Below are 17,464 nucleotides of genomic sequence, written 5' to 3' on the forward strand. Positions count from 1 at the left end.
TATTATATTATACTATATTATGAAATTCAAAAAAGAACGAAATCAGATGAATTATGAAGAAAAGTTGTGTTGTATAAAGTACTTTCCTGAAGAAGCACTAAAAGATGAAGATCGAAGTGTTAGATTGCGAGCATATAGATTATTGTGATGGACTAAAGAAGCATTTAATGATAAAGATGAAGATGTTAGATTAGAAGCATATAGAGCATTGGGATTTACTAAAGAAGCACTAAAAGATCAACATTATCGTGTTAGACTAGAAGCATATAGAGCGTTGTGATGGACTAAAGAAGCATTTAATGATAAAGATGAAGATGTTAGATTAGAAGCATATAAAGCATTGTGATGGACTAAAGAAGCATTGAAAGACGAAGATAGAGATATTAGATTAGAAGCATATAGGGCATTGTGATGGACTGAAGAAGCACTAAAAGATGAGGACGAAGTTATAAGAGAACAAGCACAAATGTTTTTTGACCTCATAGATGATGACGATAACATTACCGTAGTAGTTTACTTTTTCTAAGCAAAGACATATATAATGATTACATTACTTTAAATTGAGTACAATACAAACGTGTAGACTAAGTTTTATTATATTATACTATATTATGTTTCAAAAAATTATTTGTTACAATGAAAAAGGTGATGCTTTTTATGAACATCCTACTACTGCATTAGTATCAGAACAGCAAAAAAGCTCTTATGAATTAGCTATTAATATATCAAAGGCTGATATCATAGACATATCGGAGACAGAATATTTGCAATTGATTAATAAAAACAGTTGAGAAGATATATTTAAAAACTTAAATAAAAGTTAGTTAATTTTATATATTATTATTATATTATGTGAGGTATTAAAGAAAATTTAGAAAGTAAAAGACAAACAAGATTTGTAAAGTTATTGTGAATGAGACAGTGAGAAGAAGCTAAGTTTTGTATAATATCTTGAGAAGAAAAGTCTACATACGAAGGTATTGAATGATATTTTGTTTGAGCAAAACGTAGTGAATATGAACGACAATGACAAAAAATAGACACTTTTATCATTACTTTGAAAGATGAAGAATGACTTATGGAACGATCAGCAAGCATGAATAATGTTACAAGATCAATAATTAATTCTATTTTGTGACTTTCTTTAGAAGATTTATGAAAAAAGTTAACCTTTAAAGTACGTGAAAACAAAATAGACAAAAACATTTATAAGAACTGATATTTATATTGTGAATGAGATAAAACACAACGAAAATATAGCAAGGAAGAAGAGAAATCAATGATTACATATGATGATTTTAAAGGTCAGAAAATAGCTAATAAAACAAAATTTGACGAAACTTTATTTGAATGATTGCTTAAAATTAGTGAGTTATTTGAAAAAAGCAAAGAGGAAACATCAGAAAAAGACATTTTGGGATTCTTGGAAGAAGAAAAAGATGATTTTCTTTTTTAATTAAAAATTTTATTATTAACCTAGAAAATGAGATTATCCTATTCACAAATAGAAAAATTTATAAATTTTAAATGAGAATGGTATTGGAAGTATGTTCTTTGAAATAAAGAAGATAATTATAGCTCAGCAAAAGTCATAGGTAAAGCTTGTCACCTTGCTGTCGAGCATATAAATAGATATGGAGAAATTGATCGAGAAATTGTAAATAAATTTGTATTATGAGAATGTATGCAAAAGATAGATGACTCTAACTTGTGTTATGAAACAAATATTAATGATTCTTTAGTTGTAGAAAGAGCAATAAATAACTTTGTAAATCACTATTATAAAAATTGAATAAAAAAATCATCATGACAAGTAGAATGACTTGTAAAATGAGAATTATTATGAAATGAAATAATATGATATGTTGATCTATTAACTGAAGATTGCATCATTGATTATAAGTTTGTTGCAAGTCATACAAAAATGTGATCTTGATTTAAAAGTCCATTTAGTCCAAACCTTACAAACGAACAAAAATATAAAATACAATGATATATTTACATGAAGTTATCATGAGTTAAAAAGGTTGTCTTTATAGAAACATTAAAAAAAGATCTTACTATTTCACCATCATGATCTTGATACAGGAAATCAGATTTAATTTCTTTATGTAAAGATTTCGATCCAAAAGACGTTAAACTGACTATGCCTAAAATTGTAGAAAAATATAAACCAAAAAAGATATGAGTTAAAGAGATAGTTATAGAAATGTCAGAAGAGTTAGAGAAAGAAGTATTAGGTATAATAGAACCAGCAATAGAAGAAATGAAAGAATATACTGACAATGCAGAAAAGAGAGTATTGAATACTATCGATAGTTATTTTGATAAAATAAAAAAGATACAAGATAAAGTTATGGATGAGAAAGATAGCACAAATATGGCAAAATATATATCAGATGTAGCAGATTTAATATTCCAAATGGAACTTAAACACTCTGAAATGAAAAGTAAATATAAATCTGAGTATATAAAAAAAAAAGAGAATTAGGAGAATCGATGTCTCAAGCTAGAGCAGAAACAGAAGCAAAGGCTTATTGCGAAGAAATGTGACTATCATCATATGAAAAGATAAAAGATATATATATGTCTCTTAAAGACAGACTTCTTACTAAAAAAGAAGTTATACAAGCTGTTAGGCATGAGCAAAAAATGAAAAATATATATATAGATTACAAATCTTAGTTTTTATTACTTATATATTATTATGAGAAATTATATTAACGCATTTATTATTTTTTTTGAGTTTTGTTTTGTTTAGGAAGTTATGCAAATAAAACTTATGATGAAAATACTGTTATAGTTTATAATTCTGTTGTTCATTTGTGACTTGATTTAGAACTAGCATTGCATGTTGTTGGTGAATGTAATTGATCTTGAGATCGGCAACATTGTTATAAATTTACTGTATGAATAATGAAAGCAGAGAGCTCGCTGTGTCAAAAGGCTAGCAGCAAGAATAACTGTTTTGGGATAATGCACCGACCAGATCGAAACTGAAATAAAAGAACTGTGAAAGGATATGATAGCCACAAAGAAAGCATAACTGATTTTGTGAGAAGGTATAAAAAGTATCGGCAATATAGACAAGACACTTCTTACTGGGTCTTACCAAAATGAAACTACTGTACAGACCACTGTCAAGATCGAGAATGAAATGTACAATATGCAATAAATATAATGAATAAACCTTTAGATATTAATAAATAAAATGACTTGAACAATACTAGCAATAACATTGTATGTTATATGAGCATCACACACTGGTAGTTTAGAGCCAGTTAGAGAAGTAATACCTTACTATGATATGAAACATGAGTGCGATATAAGAGAATGATGACGAGTTAGTGATAAAGAATATATAGCTGATTGTGATGGTTTTTATTTAGTTTTTGATACAGATAATATTTTACGGTGGAGAGTACGAAAAACAGAGAATAAAATATGTTTTTAGGTAATTAGTTATTAATTAAATATTTTATAAATTTATTATTACAAAATGATTGATAAAGAAAAAAACTTAGTATTTGGAGTTACTCCTCCAAAAAATTGAGAAAGAGATTACTTTGTTGGCACTCCTTGATTTGCAGAGGAAATATGAATGGTTTTTGATTGTTTCAGGCATTACACCTGTGAATCAGAAAAAGAGAAATTCGAGATATTAAAATATTATAAATCTATTGAAGATACTGTACTTTTTTCAGAAAAAATTGTTGAGGTTATAGAAAACTGATGATCATTGCCTAATTAATTTTTACATATGAAAATAAAATGTACATACGAGATAAAGGGTTATATTACGAATTTATGACACCAGAAAAAATCAATCGATCAAAAGCAGATGCTCTATGAATTGAGTATGTAGGCGAAGAGATAAGCCATGAATGCTATGCAGTATTGCATGTAAAGAAAGATTGTTTGCCTTACGAACCTGCAACAGAAAAGTTAGCGAATGAGTTAATACAAAACCTTATAGTCAAAAAATAATTTTATAATTTATACAACAAATGAACAAAGCTAAAGAAATGCAAAGATTACAAGGATATTGCAATAAGATAAAAGAAAACTCTAAAATAGAAGATATATGCGATAAATATGAAGAAAAAATAAATAACATTTTTAACATGACAGAACTAGAAATAAACCAGTTAAGAAGAGATCTAGAAAAAGTTATTAGTCACAGATTTTACTAAAAACAAAAAAATGATAGATAAATATATGTGAAATGAATATGCAAAAGAATACGCTGTAAAATTAAGAGACTTTATAAAAAAAGCAAATAAACATATATTCGACAATCATCATATGACACCAGTATCAATACATTGACACGACAAAGAATACAATAGGATATATTTACGAAGACCTATGCACGATCATATACATAGCGTCTTGAATATACCTAAAAAAAGGTATCACCAAATAAAAAGAAAATACAGAGAGAAGACAAACCACCTTATAATCAAAAGTCCTCAGATGGTAAAAGAAATACATGAAATGCAAACATTCTACTTTAAAAATTATTATAAACTGTTAGATGTAGAAAAACAAATGCACAATACAAAAATGCGACAGACCGTCAAACATTGGGAATCTGTAGCAGATACATACATAGAGTATGACTCTATGGATTACATGTGACATTTTCAAGATATGCTGTTCCACAAAAACATGATACATTTAAGAATATCAGAAGAGATACAAGACACATTATCAAAAAAGTTTTATAACAAATAATAGGTATGCAGGGTATAACCATATACAAAGGTAAAAAAGTTAGTGTTGTAAAAGCAGATGGCAAAATAGACGTATGGCACAATTGAAAAAAGCTAAAAATATCCTTGCAAGTAAAGCATGATTTATATAGATCTATGCTAGATGATATATACAAAAACAGTAGAATATAATAAGTGTTTACAATATGTTAAATTACAAAAGAAACAGTTTACAATAAGTTTTAATATGAATAGGAAAGAAAGCCTAGTGGTATAAAATACTACTAGGCTTCTTTTGTGTTTATTAAACAAATATTTTCAAAGTAAATAAGCGAAACTACTTGTTTTTCTTTGTTTGGTAATACTTTTTTGTCTCATATGACGCCGCTCAAAAGAATATAGTTGATAGTGATCATATAAGTATAACATCATTTTGTGTTATAGTTCATTCAGCTGCAAGATATGCAGTGACAACTCAAACAATACTAGCAATTACTCCTTTTTTACCACTGAGGAATTTTACTAATTTTTCAGAACTTTTATCAAACATATTATTTATTAGAATGTAAATCATCTATCTTTCTGCTAATCCTTTCTATCAATACTCACATCAGATACATAGTCTCGCTGATCTGTTCCGCAGGCTTTAGATTACTAATCCTTTCTACTGCTCATTGTGGGTCTTGAAATACTCTTTCTTCTTTTTCCGTGTTGCCGTTTTCATCATTTCGTATTTTCTCATAGAATTGCATTGTTCATGCTAAGTAAGATAAAAACTTTGTGTATTCTTTCCATCATCAGTATCTAGGTTCGTAGAACTCTGGGGCTATGTCTCGTTTCCTGTCTGGGGCTATGTGCCAGTGCCTAAGAACATTGCTGTCACTTATCTGATGATCTTGCATCAACTGTATAATCAACTGTTGACAAGCTATATGCTGTTCCTCTGTAAATCATGGTCATATAACTTCTACCCCTATACTATACCTATTCATGTCCTCTTTTCAATCTCGTTCACTTACTCAACAATGTCGTAATATATCATTGTCCTTGTTTATTTTGGTGATGCCTCAATGTTCATCTACAAGATAGTGGTAAGAAGCGGGGTAATTGGGGTCTTGCAAAGCATTAAGAAGTCACTCCTTAGATCATAGTCAGGTTGCCGTATGATGAAGTATTATATACTCACATGTGTTTACTCATGGGTGTTTTTTATCCGTCCGTACTTGATCCATTTTTTTTGTATATATAAATTTAGTTATCACCTACAAATTGTAAACATTCTTGTATGGTGTAAAACTCTTTATAATGTTGTTTATTCATTGTTCATTTTATCCAACATACTTTCCCTGTTTTACTAGCAACAATCATAGGTCAACTCGACTCAATAGATTTGTAAGACAAAAAAGAACTTACAAAAAATCACAATATAAAAAAAATCAAAAAGTATCCTACTTTCATATAATCTGTCATTTATATTGTAAATCACTGAGTTCTCCATTTATGCTAGAAATTGTATGTTGAGCATCAGTTATTACTGAACCAAAAACAAAAACCAATGCATCTAGTATACGCATTAAAGTTATTAGGTTAGTGTCAAAATTATCACTGTCACAATAATCTTTTATCCTTTCTATAGTAACATATGCAAGATCTTCCCTTTTTTTATTATACTTCTCTATAAATAGTCAAGGGACTCACTCTTTTAATGATATACTATCATATCTAGTCCAAGTATCATGTATTGAATCTATTATCAATTTTTTAAAAGATTTTTTGTCCATAGATTCTACATCTGTTTCAAAACAAATAACCTCAAAAGTCTTTATATATTCACTTATTTTTATTTTTATAAAGTCTATAACCATTTTATTCCTAACCTCGTTTGTTTTATGAAAAACCATACGGTCAATCATAAAACCTTTATATTCTTTCAAACGAGTGAAAAACAAGTGTTCTTTCAAATATTTTTTAGCTTTTTCTGTAGGTGTATTTTTATTATTTCAAAACTTTCTTTTTACAAAATCTAGTATTAGTTCTTTTGGAACTCAAGAAAGCAAACGAAAGGAAAACACAACTACACATGTAAGCATAATTGCATGTATTTTCCCATCATTTACTAGTGCATATATAATACCAAACTCCTCCATACTATTTTTTTGCTAATTTCTCAGTTGATTTTTTATTAACTGATTTTGTTTTATCTTCTGTATTTTCATCTAATCACTTTATAACCTCTTCTACAGCAGAGCAAAACATTTTTTGTTCTTGGTATGATAAAGGCATAATTTTTGTGTTTGGACTAGTTACAACATTAACTAAAGTTCTTACTGAATTTTTAAAGTTATCCATATTATTTATATAATAATAAAACAATAATTAAATTCTTCAAATTTAATTTCACATTGGAACGTCACTAACTATATCTCATATAGTCATGTTATACATAATAAAATGACAATTTCAAGAAATTCAGCTATCTTGAAGTAAAGGGTATGTATCGTTATCTCCCATTCTTCGTCGGTGATCTGGTTGATCGTTTAAGTCATTAAGATCAAAAGGCAATCAGTTATTGTATATATCAGATACTATTGAACTCTTATCTCATTGCCGTATAGCTACCTCATCTATTTTAGCTCAATTTCTTAGATAGTTTCAAGAAGAGTAACGTCACATTCTAAAATTAAATCAAGAAAAACTTCATGAATATCAATAGTTGTCATTAGAATTAGTTGTTGATTGCTGCACACCATCAATAAATATCTTAAACCTTCCGTAATAGTCATCAACGTCATCACTTCATGATCAAGTTGTTCCTCCGTCGTATGTAACAACTATATGATGCCATTGGTTTTCTTGTAAAGTATCATCATCTGTTCTTAATTCTAGATTATTAAAGAGCGTACCATAAAAAAAGCTAATTGATTTATTATTACCTCTATACCTTATATTTAAATTACCAGTGCTTGTGTTTGTTGACTGTCACCCAAAGTAAATTATTTTTTGGTTTCATATTCCACTATTACCTGGTTTAAAATATAAGGAAATAGTCCAAGCATCATCTGATCAAGATCAATTTCAATCTCTTCACAAAATATCATCTAACAAAGCAGCATTTGCTCAAAGATATTGGTTGTTATTAAATTGTATAGATTTAGTGTTTGCAAAATCAGGCTGTTCTACATTCAAGGTCAAAGTCTGTGTATCTTGTCAGTAATAGTTTATAGCTTTCATTTCTATATTATATGTTCATACAGAAAGATTAGATCATCACACTAGCTTTCTAATATTTCAGTCTACTGTTATTATTCATGAAGGCAAACCGCTTCGTTCATATCACACACCATAATCTGCAGACAATTCATAATTCAAAACCTCTCATTGTACAAGATTTACTGACAAAGGTGAGTTAATAACTGGACTATTTCAGTTAGATGTTCATGTATTAGAAAATACTGTATTTAATTGATTTATTGTAGTTTGCAAGTCTCAATATGATTCTCATTGTATAGTTATAGAATCAAAAGGTATTTGATCGTATTGTATCTTATTAGAATGTTTAAATATAACACGAACCTTTCATTCTATTTCTATGGCTTGTAAATCATCTATATGATAAGTATCTATTACATCACCACCTGCAAAATTTCTAATCGTTATTTTAGTAACTGCATCGTCTTTTGTTACATCAAGAGAACCAGGAAAGTTCTTTTGACTACTAAAAGGAAGCTCATAAATATATGATTCTTTTATTTCTTTTTCAGCTAAATATTCTGATAAATCCAAACTGTATAAATTTTGAAAAATAGCATTATAATCAAAATCATAGTATTGCTCATTTCATGATTGGAAAACATAATCTCAATCGCAAAAAAACGTAAAGGACACACCTTGAGGAAACTCTGCATTTATAGAATCAGACTCGTTTTGTGGAATAATGTATAAAAGCATTATCAAACTTTTGTAATAGATAAAGAAGTTGAGGCTCACAGCATTTGTACAGTTCATGGCGTAAACCCTGCTGGATCGTGAGTAATTCACAAAACTTGTCCAGCATTTATCTGAATTAACTCAGACAATGTGTTGCTAGACGTGTTGTGAGAAGATGAAGCTCTTATATAAGCAGAAGCAGATCTGTTTATCTGTGCGACTCAATCTACCGTAAAGAAAGCAGAGGGATTAACTCTTGCAACAGTAGAGGTATACAATGCACTAAAAGTACACTCATAAACTCATGTTTGGCTTATCGTTACTCATCAAGAAATTACTGTTGTTAATCACACTGTAGACTCAAAAATAGTAGAATCAAAAGTGTTTAAAACTGTTCATGCTCAATCATTAACAGTATTTGAGTTCGTGAAAGATACTTTTGCATACTCAACTTGTGTACCAGATCAGGTAGCCCCTAAAACATTACCCAAAAATGTCCAAGTAGAAACTCAATCCGTTATGTATTCGTCTTGATCAGCACCTGTTTTTGTTCATAAATCAATTCTTAAAATTGTTCATGCAACGTAAGTATTTGCAGGAGGCAATGTTGCAGTGTTTTGTGAAACTGTTATTCAAGCATTTTGTCATTGCTCTCATTTTTCTCATCTTATTCCTTGAGTTATTGCTTCAAGTGTTATACTTCATACTCTAGCACCTCACGTTCAAGAAGCAGTACAAGCAAATTGTATAGTTTGTCATGCAGTAACATCAATATCAATGTCGTTTGTTACAATAGGTAGTCATCAAGATCAAAAAGAAAAAACAGGTGCAGAATCTACTCTTAATTCATAACTTCATGTAGGAGTCGCTCATTCATCTGTTAATCAAACATTTATTATTTTACAATCGAAAGGTATTACAGGTCATAGTGCAGATGATGCACCATTTCATCGAGCATATGTTCATGTAGCTGGATTATTTCTTTCACATGTCAAAACTATCTTATTAGTTCATACTGCTAGATTTGTATCAAAATAATTTTTATTGATTGCATCATTTGGATTTGTAGGATCTCATAAATTTTCTATTTTATTCCCTCCAAGGTCAACTGTTCAATTAAACATAGCTGATCAATTAATTCTCATAACATATTTTTATAAATAAAGCTCTAATCCAGTAACTACCTGGGTTTTGAACATAAAGGGAGGAAACCTCCCTATGTAATTATGATTTTACAAGAACGTTGTATGTACCAACTAATGCACCATAACTTGATAAGTCAATAGTACATTCTGTAGTAGAATCAAGAGTAATTCCGTCTGGAGTAACTTGTTCGTTGTTACCGTCGTAAACTGTAACGTCTACAATTTGTTCTCCAAGACTGTGAGTAACTGTAATCACACCAGCAGTAAGATCACCATCAACGAATGATTGTCTGAAAGAAGTATCTCCAATCAAACTATTTACAAAAGCAACATCTGGGATTGCTCTGTCAATGTTACCAGAGTTTGTAGAGTAGTCGTTTACATACTCCATTCGTCTTGAACCATTTGGGTTTTCAATTGTAGTTACATTGTCTGTAACGTTTATTGCGTTTCTAGTATCTCAAAATGAGTCTCTTCTAGCAATATTTGCAGATGATGCACCAGCTTCAATAGCAGTAACTCATCATGAGAACGAGTGCTCCATGTTAATAACACCGTTTGCAAAGATATTCAAAGATGAAGTCGTTGCAGCAGAAGTTTTAGAAAAGATAACAGACTCAGTAGCACCAATAGTTAGCGTAGTGTTTTGAGTGATTGTTCCTCATAGATCAATAGCTGAACCGTTTACAGTAGTACCGTTACCATCAATTGCATTTAATGGAGTCAAAGCACTATCTAAAACTAAGTTACCAGAACCATCTTGTCCAATTGCCAAGTTTGTTCCTGTAGGACTTGAGTAGTCAGCTAGTCACTTAACTTGTAATTGTCATGCATTGAACTCTAATCCAGAAATAGTAGGAACTAGGTCAATTGCGATAACATCACCAGGTCAGAAACTGATACCATCTCCTCCTGAGATTGTCATGTTTCTTTGTAGCCCATAGAACTGGTCGTTGTCTGTTGCGTCGTTTACCAATGCAACAAGTTCATCACCAGCTTCAACTGTGATAGCAGTTCCAGAACCATTGTTCAGTGTACCACCAACTGTAATGTAGTAACGATCTCAAGCAATGATTGCTCCAGCGTTACCAGAACCTGTAGTAGGATACGAACCACTACTTGCGTCAAATGGTCATACAAAGTCAGAACCACCAGCAATAGCAGATTGCATTGTCTGTAGGTTTACAGCATCTAATGCTCATGTAGGATCAGCAAGGTTAACAATTTTCTTACTGTCCACGTCAACATTTTGTCCAGCTGGTGCGATAATTTGCACATCTTGTCCAGCTTTCCCAATAATTTGTCCATTCAATAGAATGTCTCACGTAGGTCTTGCCATAGCAGAATTTCAATATAAATTAGTTTTATGACTTTTCGGTCTTTATAATTATCACTTCAATATTAGTTCGTAAATTCATACAAGAGGAGTAAATCACGAAACATCAATAACTGTTTCGTTTGGACTAATCTCTTGTACACTCATAGTAACATAAGATCATAAACCATCTTTTACATCGTCTCATAATCATGTTTCGTTTAGGTTATGTGTTATAGTTACACTATTACCTACAACATCTGATTGATCAAAAGGAAATATATATTTTTCGATACTTCCAGTTATAGAAACTTTTGTTCGGTTTAAATTATTGTTTATATCATTATCTACTCATCATAGGTTTGTATTAGATAACTGATAATATCAGTTGTCTGATGTTATAGGATCACCATAAACAGAAACTATCATTCAAAAACTACGTCTTTGTTGAGTTATAGAATCTCTGTCAGAGATAGTTAAAAAACATTGTAATCAACCTTTTCATAAAATATCTATTTGTTGTGGGTCAGGATTGCTATAATCTGTTGGTGCAACAAATCAAGAAAGAGGAACTCATCAATCAAATATTGGTGATCAGCTTACAGGTATTTGTCAATCTTTTATAGACATAGTATTTTTAATATTTTAAATAACTGTCCAAGTAGCAATTCATCAAAGTATATTTGATGGTCTATAAACATTGTATTCTATACTAGCACCAAAAGCATTAGTTAATGTTACGTTAGTTTGTTTTATTACTGGTATAGGAAATCATCAAGAATCTTTTATTGCATAGTTTGGTCAAGGAGTTAGATCCAAATCTCATAAGGCTGTTGGATAACATATATATTTGTAATGAGACAAGATATTATCTGTAAACTCATATGTTCCAGGATAATTGTTTTGCAAAACAGTGTAATTTAATCACTCTATTTCTGCTTCTCCTATTGATGTAGCAGAATTAAATCATCGATATATCCTGTTCTGGTATCTAATTGTAACACTGTTACTTGTTCATGTTCAGCTTCAAGAAGTAACAGTTGCAGTAAAAGTAGCATTAGATGTATATATTGTTGGATCAATATACTGTTCGTTTCAACCGTTTGGCTGAGGAGATGGAACACTATTTATGGGGAATCATCATTGAGAAAACGTTACATCTGTTATAGGTGCTCATGTTCATGCAGTTGTCACTGCATTTAGTGTCACAGGTCAAACATTCTGCCCAGGTTCATATATTCAAGACTGTGGACTAGATAATGTTATTGTAGGTGGAGTTGTCACTGGTGGTATTCCATCATCAACAAATAAATCAGGATCTATAAGTTGTCAAATATTAACTCTTATTCACATTCTATTTATTTTAAATAAAATTAATTATAAGTATAACTTGCTCTATCATTCCAAACTTGAGATTCCCTGAAATGTACTCCTGTATCAGGATCTACTGGTTTAAGTATTCTAGTTTCTGTTCAAGTAACAAATATCTGTTCTATTCGCCATCAAGAACCAGATGGATCAATAGGATTATCTCATACTGAGTATCTTCATACATAAGTAACACCTCATCCAGCCTCGTCTACCCATGTAACGATCTCTTTGTTAAGTTTAATAGCATCAATAGTAGCATAGTAACCTCATAATTGCATTTTATATTATTTATTATTTAAATTATTATTGAGCAATAATATACGCTCGTTGTAAGCTCAAAGAACTTCATGAAGCATCTCTACATTCTATTGTTAGAGTAGTACTTGTAGCAGACAAAACTCTAATAAAATATTGGGCAGCTCATCATTCTAAATCTATATCAAAAGAATTAACCAATACACCAGTTGTAGCATTTAACCCAGTGGCAGCAGCAAACTGAAAAACTGACGATGCACCATGTAAACGAACTCGCAACTGAGCTACTGTAGGTATTCTTCATAATCAATGATTTACTAGAACAGTTGATCATGTAGTAGATAAAGTACCTACTGGATATGTAGAACCAAAGGTATCAATAGAATTAACAACTTCACCTCATACTCAAGGAGCTCATGGTCAAGATATTGGGTTATTAACTGTAAGATTTTCTACTGTAAGGTTTTCATGTGTGGTATTGCTAGTAGCATCATAGTTTTCTGTAACACCAACATTTGTTATAGTGTTATTAGTATTGTTTATTGCATTACCATTATTGTTAACTACGCTAGTAGCATCATATTCTTCCGTAACACCAACATTTGTTATAGTGTTATTAGTATTGTTTATATCACCACTATTATTCTGTGTTCAATCGTGATTAGTCACACTAGTCACATCATAATCCTCTGTTACTCATGTGTTTGTCTCAGTAGTACCTGTATTATTAATATCACCACCATTGTTGTTTATTACAGAAGTTGCTTCGTTATTAACAATACCAGAATTATTTTGAGTAGTAGCACCATCATAATTTATATTAGATCATTCGTAATTAGCAGTGTATCAACTATCAAATGTAGTAGTTCAAGTTTGAGTAGTTCAATTCCAGTCTATAGTTCATGTAACATCATCGTAACTAATAGCAGACTCGTTTATAGTATCAGCACTAACTCATTGAGAGAAAACTATTCTATCTCATACTGTAACAGGAGAAGTTGCATAATTAACTCATCCAGAAACTCATGAAGGAGCAACCTGAACTCGAGCAGATCAATTCCATACATAAATAGCTTCAGAACCTGGCGTATTATCTGTATAAATATCGCCTGCAGTAACTCATGGAGTAACTGGAGCTCATGTTCATGTAAAGACAACAACATCTCATGTATAACCTCCAGTTGATCCAGCGGGCTGCCAAGCAGAACCATCTCGGTAGAATAATTCTCAACTTACCAAATCTACATATACATCTCATGCGTTAACACCAGGAGTAGTTGGTGAACCATTACCTGAAGTTAGTATATTACCTCCTCAAGTTCCTCATCAAGTTACTTGTTGCCAGAAACCATTAGCTAGATCAGCAGCGAAACTACCACTTGATTGGTGTTGCAATAAACATCTATAAAGGTTTCATCCTATATATACATAACTTCTAATATCGTAATCTGTACTACCAGTAAAATTAAATACATAATAGTTAACAGAAGGATTCCAATCTTGTATTAATGATGCTTTCCATATAAGATCTGTTTGTTGGTCTATAGATTTTATTATATTAGCATCAGAGCTATCTTGGATAACATATTTGTCACCAAGGTGTAATTGCACATCTGGCTTCTGAGGAAGTTTATCAAAGTCACCAGCAGTTGTAGATAGCTGTTCCTCATCTATTACATTTCACAATCACACTTGTGCTTTAGTAACGTTATGTGGATTATTTGTATCTACTCTGTGATTATTATTTAAGTTAATATTATTATTTTTATTTGTATCAAAAGCTACATCTCATGCAACTCTCGTTACACCATTTGGTATTTCATCTAATGTTAGAGTAATATTTCATTGTTCTCACTGTACAGAATTAACTTGGTTAACTTGAGCTCATGTCTCTATACTTTGAAGCTTAACCCTCTCAGTTGGCTGCAAGTACAAATTATTGTTACCTTCTGGAAGTTCATCAGAATCATTAGAATTTAATCATGCTTTAGTGATTTCTGTTATTCTACCAGCCTTTGATATATTTCAATCTGAGTCATCAGAAAACCTTACAAGATCAACACCTTGTGGAATCTCAACATCATAATCTGTTGGAAAAGTTCTTCATGTCATTAAGCTGGAGTTCGTGGATTAAAGATTACAGGAGTGGCAGGTCATATATCGTAAACAGCTACAACATTATTATCTCAATCTATATCAAAATCATCATATCATCAAATAATAAGACATTTATATAGATCAGTCATAGGTGTCGTATAATCACTTCGTGTTGTCATATTACTATAATATTTATTTTCTTTTTTTTTGCAAGAATCTACCAGTTCTTACAGCTTCGATACCTAGGTGAAAACTTGTCTTTAGAGGAAGAACATTTATGTCTAGATCTAAAGTTCGATCTTCTTTCAGGGTTAGATTTTTTAATCCTCATATTAGGATCTCCATAATGTACAGTTTTTTTTCTCACGACTTTTCAGTCCCTATATTCTTTTACCACCCTCATATATTTTTTGTCTTTACGAGTACTTTTTTTTTGTGCAGATGCTCTTATAACCATTATTTCTTTTTCTTACGAGATGAAGCTTTTATTTTTTTTTCTTGCTTTAACATAGCTTTAGTTGGCTTTTTAGGTTTAGCTCAAGTCTTTTTATTTTTTTTAGCTTTAGCTCTAATATTATCCCATAGTCATCTTTTTGAATATGAACCATCTTTTCTTTTAATCATTTTGTTTTTAGTAGGCATTTTATTTGTTATAAATAAATTATTGTAGTGTAGCTAATATATCTTTAGCTGTTTTCTCATCTATTAAAGACATAATAGATCAAATTACTTCTTCTCATTGTCAAGAATCGTCTTTTATTGCTTTTTTAAAAGCATTTTCTACGTCTGATTGACTTATTTTATCTGGAGATTTTTTCCCTTCCTCACCAATATACCTTAATATTGTAAGAGCTGTTCATGGACTGTTTACCAATCATCCTATAATAGCACCAGATATTAATGCAGGAACGCTAGATACTCAATATTCCAATGCACCTCAAGAAGCTATAGCTGTTATAAGTTGTCATAAAAACAACCTATTTGATGACACCTTTCTTGCTATAAGTCCTTTAATTTGTCATGGTATATCTTTATTTACAGTTTCTACGAATTTAAATGCATTATCTTTTCACGGACTTTTTATAGAATTTTCAATTGCAGAATATTTTATATCTCATGTTTTTTTATTCACAAAGTTATCTTCAAAGTTTTGTAAATCTTTTCTTAATGGAGAAAATTCTTTATCTGCTCTACTTATTTCTGGTACTTGTTCTTTTAGAATGTCTCAAACGACATTTCTCATAGCATCTATAGAACCTTTTTTGTTAAATTTATCAGATAGTTTATTATATTCTCATCATATAGTCGATCTAAGATTCATCATATCAGAAACATCCGTAGTTCATTTATCTGCCAGTTTGTTAATAAGACCTACCTCACTAGGAGTTAAATCGTAGTTCTTGTTAAATGTAGCTGAGACAACATTTCCATCATCTCAAATAACAAGATCAAATCATTTATCTACTAGACGGTTATTAACATTCTGTGGGTCTACCTTAACTTCATTTCATCATAACCTTTTATAAACTCCTCAAAGATCAGATACCTCTTTCTGTAAGCTTTCGTAAGATTTCTTAATATCATCGATTACAGTATCTTGTGTAATTTCTCATGCTACAATTTTCTTATCTATATCTGGATTTTCTACAACTTGTTTTATTTGTTCTTCTTTTATTCATCATAAAAATTTAATAGGAACTTTGGCTATCTCACCAAGTGGTATATTCTTAGCTACTCATCAAAGTTCAGTTTGTAATTTTACTGCTTCAGCAACCGTTCACGCTACTTTTCCAACTGGAGTAGTAGCAGACTTAGCAAAGTCAGACAGTCATCAACGTAAGTTCCCTATTCAAACATCTATTCAGAAATCTGCAGCAGAAGATACAGCAGCTCATTCAGCTAGTAGTTTAGGAGCAGCACTTGTTAATGCACGACCAACTTTACTAGTAGTTCATAATGCTTTTCAAGCTAATCACGCAGCTTTTCAAACACCACTAGCTCATAGTCAGTATAAAGACATTAAGTCAGAAGCTACTCAAACTGGATCTTCTTCTACTGTTCTGCTAAAAGCATCCATAGATCAATACCTTTGACGAATTAACTCTTGACCCTCCTCTGTTGTGGTAAGCATATAAAGAGATTCTATAGTATCATACGGATTTAGTATTGCTCTACCCACAGAAGAAGCATTCTTTATTCAAGAAGGTATTATATTTGCTATCATCGTTGGTACTCTTATACCAGATTCTCATACACCTAACATTTTTTCTTTAAATGTCATTTCTTGATCTTTTGCGTAGTTTTTAGCATTACCATAAAGGTTTTGCTTCCATTGAGGCAAACTGTTAAACTTTTCTATATATTGGTTAGCTTTATCTTGATCCATAAAATCCACTCTCCTTTCTAGTTCAGCATCCATCTCTCTTAATGAGAATGTTGGTAATAATGACTGAACAACATCATCTATTTCTTCCGCTCATTTTCATATTGGATTTATCCACTCAAATGCTCATCGTCATTGATTCATTTGATTAGCTATTCCTCTCGTTCATCAAGCTTGTGGTTCAAGACTTGGATCATAATTTATGGAATATACTGAATAGTCATCAGGATTTTTAAACATGTAATATTCTGCTAGT

Annotated in this window: 9 protein-coding genes and 1 pseudogene; 5 read left to right on the forward strand and 5 right to left on the reverse strand. The window is 30.9% G+C overall.

The genetic code is table 11. The features are described 5' to 3' along the window. Window positions 1–2,209 precede the first annotated feature (2,209 nt). From MK119_RS21000 to MK119_RS21010, 3 genes are all read left to right on the forward strand, one after another. Window positions 2,210–2,491 carry a hypothetical protein gene (locus MK119_RS21000; RefSeq protein ID WP_290683057.1) on the forward strand — a complete coding sequence of 94 codons (282 nt, stop codon included), beginning with the start codon at window positions 2,210–2,212 and terminating at the stop codon, window positions 2,489–2,491. Between the two features lie 1,516 nt (window positions 2,492–4,007). Then, the gene (locus MK119_RS21005; RefSeq protein WP_290683059.1) at window positions 4,008–4,193 is read left to right on the forward strand and encodes a hypothetical protein; all 186 of its coding nucleotides are present in this window, start codon (window positions 4,008–4,010) and stop codon (window positions 4,191–4,193) included. A gap of 283 nt (window positions 4,194–4,476) precedes the next feature. After that, entirely contained in the window at window positions 4,477–4,641 is a 165-nt protein-coding gene (locus MK119_RS21010) for a hypothetical protein (protein ID WP_290683061.1), read from the forward strand. Between the two features lie 1,768 nt (window positions 4,642–6,409). Here MK119_RS21010 and MK119_RS21015 read toward each other — a convergent pair. The 4 genes and pseudogenes from MK119_RS21015 to MK119_RS21025 all read right to left on the reverse strand — a co-directional run bounded on the left by MK119_RS21015 (window position 6,410) and on the right by MK119_RS21025 (window position 10,178). Beyond that, entirely contained in the window at window positions 6,410–6,676 is a 267-nt protein-coding gene (locus tag MK119_RS21015) for a hypothetical protein (RefSeq protein WP_290683063.1), read from the reverse strand. Window positions 6,677–7,517: 841 nt separating this feature from the next. Beyond that, window positions 7,518–7,670 (reverse strand): annotated as a pseudogene (locus MK119_RS24440) (hypothetical protein); the annotation flags it as partial. A gap of 621 nt (window positions 7,671–8,291) precedes the next feature. Beyond that, window positions 8,292–8,498, reverse strand: coding sequence for a hypothetical protein (locus MK119_RS21020; protein WP_290683065.1), 207 nt, complete (start codon window positions 8,496–8,498; stop codon window positions 8,292–8,294). A gap of 1,368 nt (window positions 8,499–9,866) precedes the next feature. Continuing rightward, window positions 9,867–10,178, reverse strand: a complete 312-nt coding sequence (locus MK119_RS21025; RefSeq protein WP_290683067.1) for a hypothetical protein — start codon at window positions 10,176–10,178, stop codon at window positions 9,867–9,869. Window positions 10,179–10,857: 679 nt separating this feature from the next. Between MK119_RS21025 and MK119_RS21030 the strand changes: the two genes are divergently transcribed. Both MK119_RS21030 and MK119_RS21035 read left to right on the forward strand, forming a co-directional pair. Then, a complete protein-coding gene (locus MK119_RS21030) occupies window positions 10,858–11,157 on the forward strand; it encodes a hypothetical protein (RefSeq protein WP_290683069.1) in 300 nt (99 codons plus the stop codon). Between the two features lie 5,368 nt (window positions 11,158–16,525). Then, on the forward strand, window positions 16,526–16,918 hold the full coding sequence (locus MK119_RS21035; protein ID WP_290683071.1) for a hypothetical protein: 393 nt from the start codon (window positions 16,526–16,528) through the stop codon (window positions 16,916–16,918). 155 nt (window positions 16,919–17,073) lie between these two features. Here the strand turns inward: MK119_RS21035 and MK119_RS21040 are convergent, their stop codons facing one another. After that, entirely contained in the window at window positions 17,074–17,244 is a 171-nt protein-coding gene (locus MK119_RS21040; protein ID WP_290683073.1) for a hypothetical protein, read from the reverse strand. Window positions 17,245–17,464: the final 220 nt, after the last annotated feature.

It is taken from the genome of Kordia sp., from assembly GCF_022447245.1.
Taxonomy (GTDB): domain Bacteria; phylum Bacteroidota; class Bacteroidia; order Flavobacteriales; family Flavobacteriaceae; genus Kordia.

Coding starts and splice junctions, on each gene's coding strand:
- MK119_RS21000 (WP_290683057.1), top strand. CDS start 2,210: ATGTCAGAAGAGTTAGAGAAAGAAGTATTAGGTATAATAGAACCAGCA.
- MK119_RS21005 (WP_290683059.1), top strand. CDS start 4,008: ATGAACAAAGCTAAAGAAATGCAAAGATTACAAGGATATTGCAATAAG.
- MK119_RS21010 (WP_290683061.1), top strand. CDS start 4,477: ATGGTAAAAGAAATACATGAAATGCAAACATTCTACTTTAAAAATTAT.
- MK119_RS21025 (WP_290683067.1), bottom strand. CDS start 10,178: ATGGAGTATGTAAACGACTACTCTACAAACTCTGGTAACATTGACAGA.
- MK119_RS21030 (WP_290683069.1), top strand. CDS start 10,858: ATGATTGCTCCAGCGTTACCAGAACCTGTAGTAGGATACGAACCACTA.
- MK119_RS21040 (WP_290683073.1), bottom strand. CDS start 17,244: ATGGATGCTGAACTAGAAAGGAGAGTGGATTTTATGGATCAAGATAAA.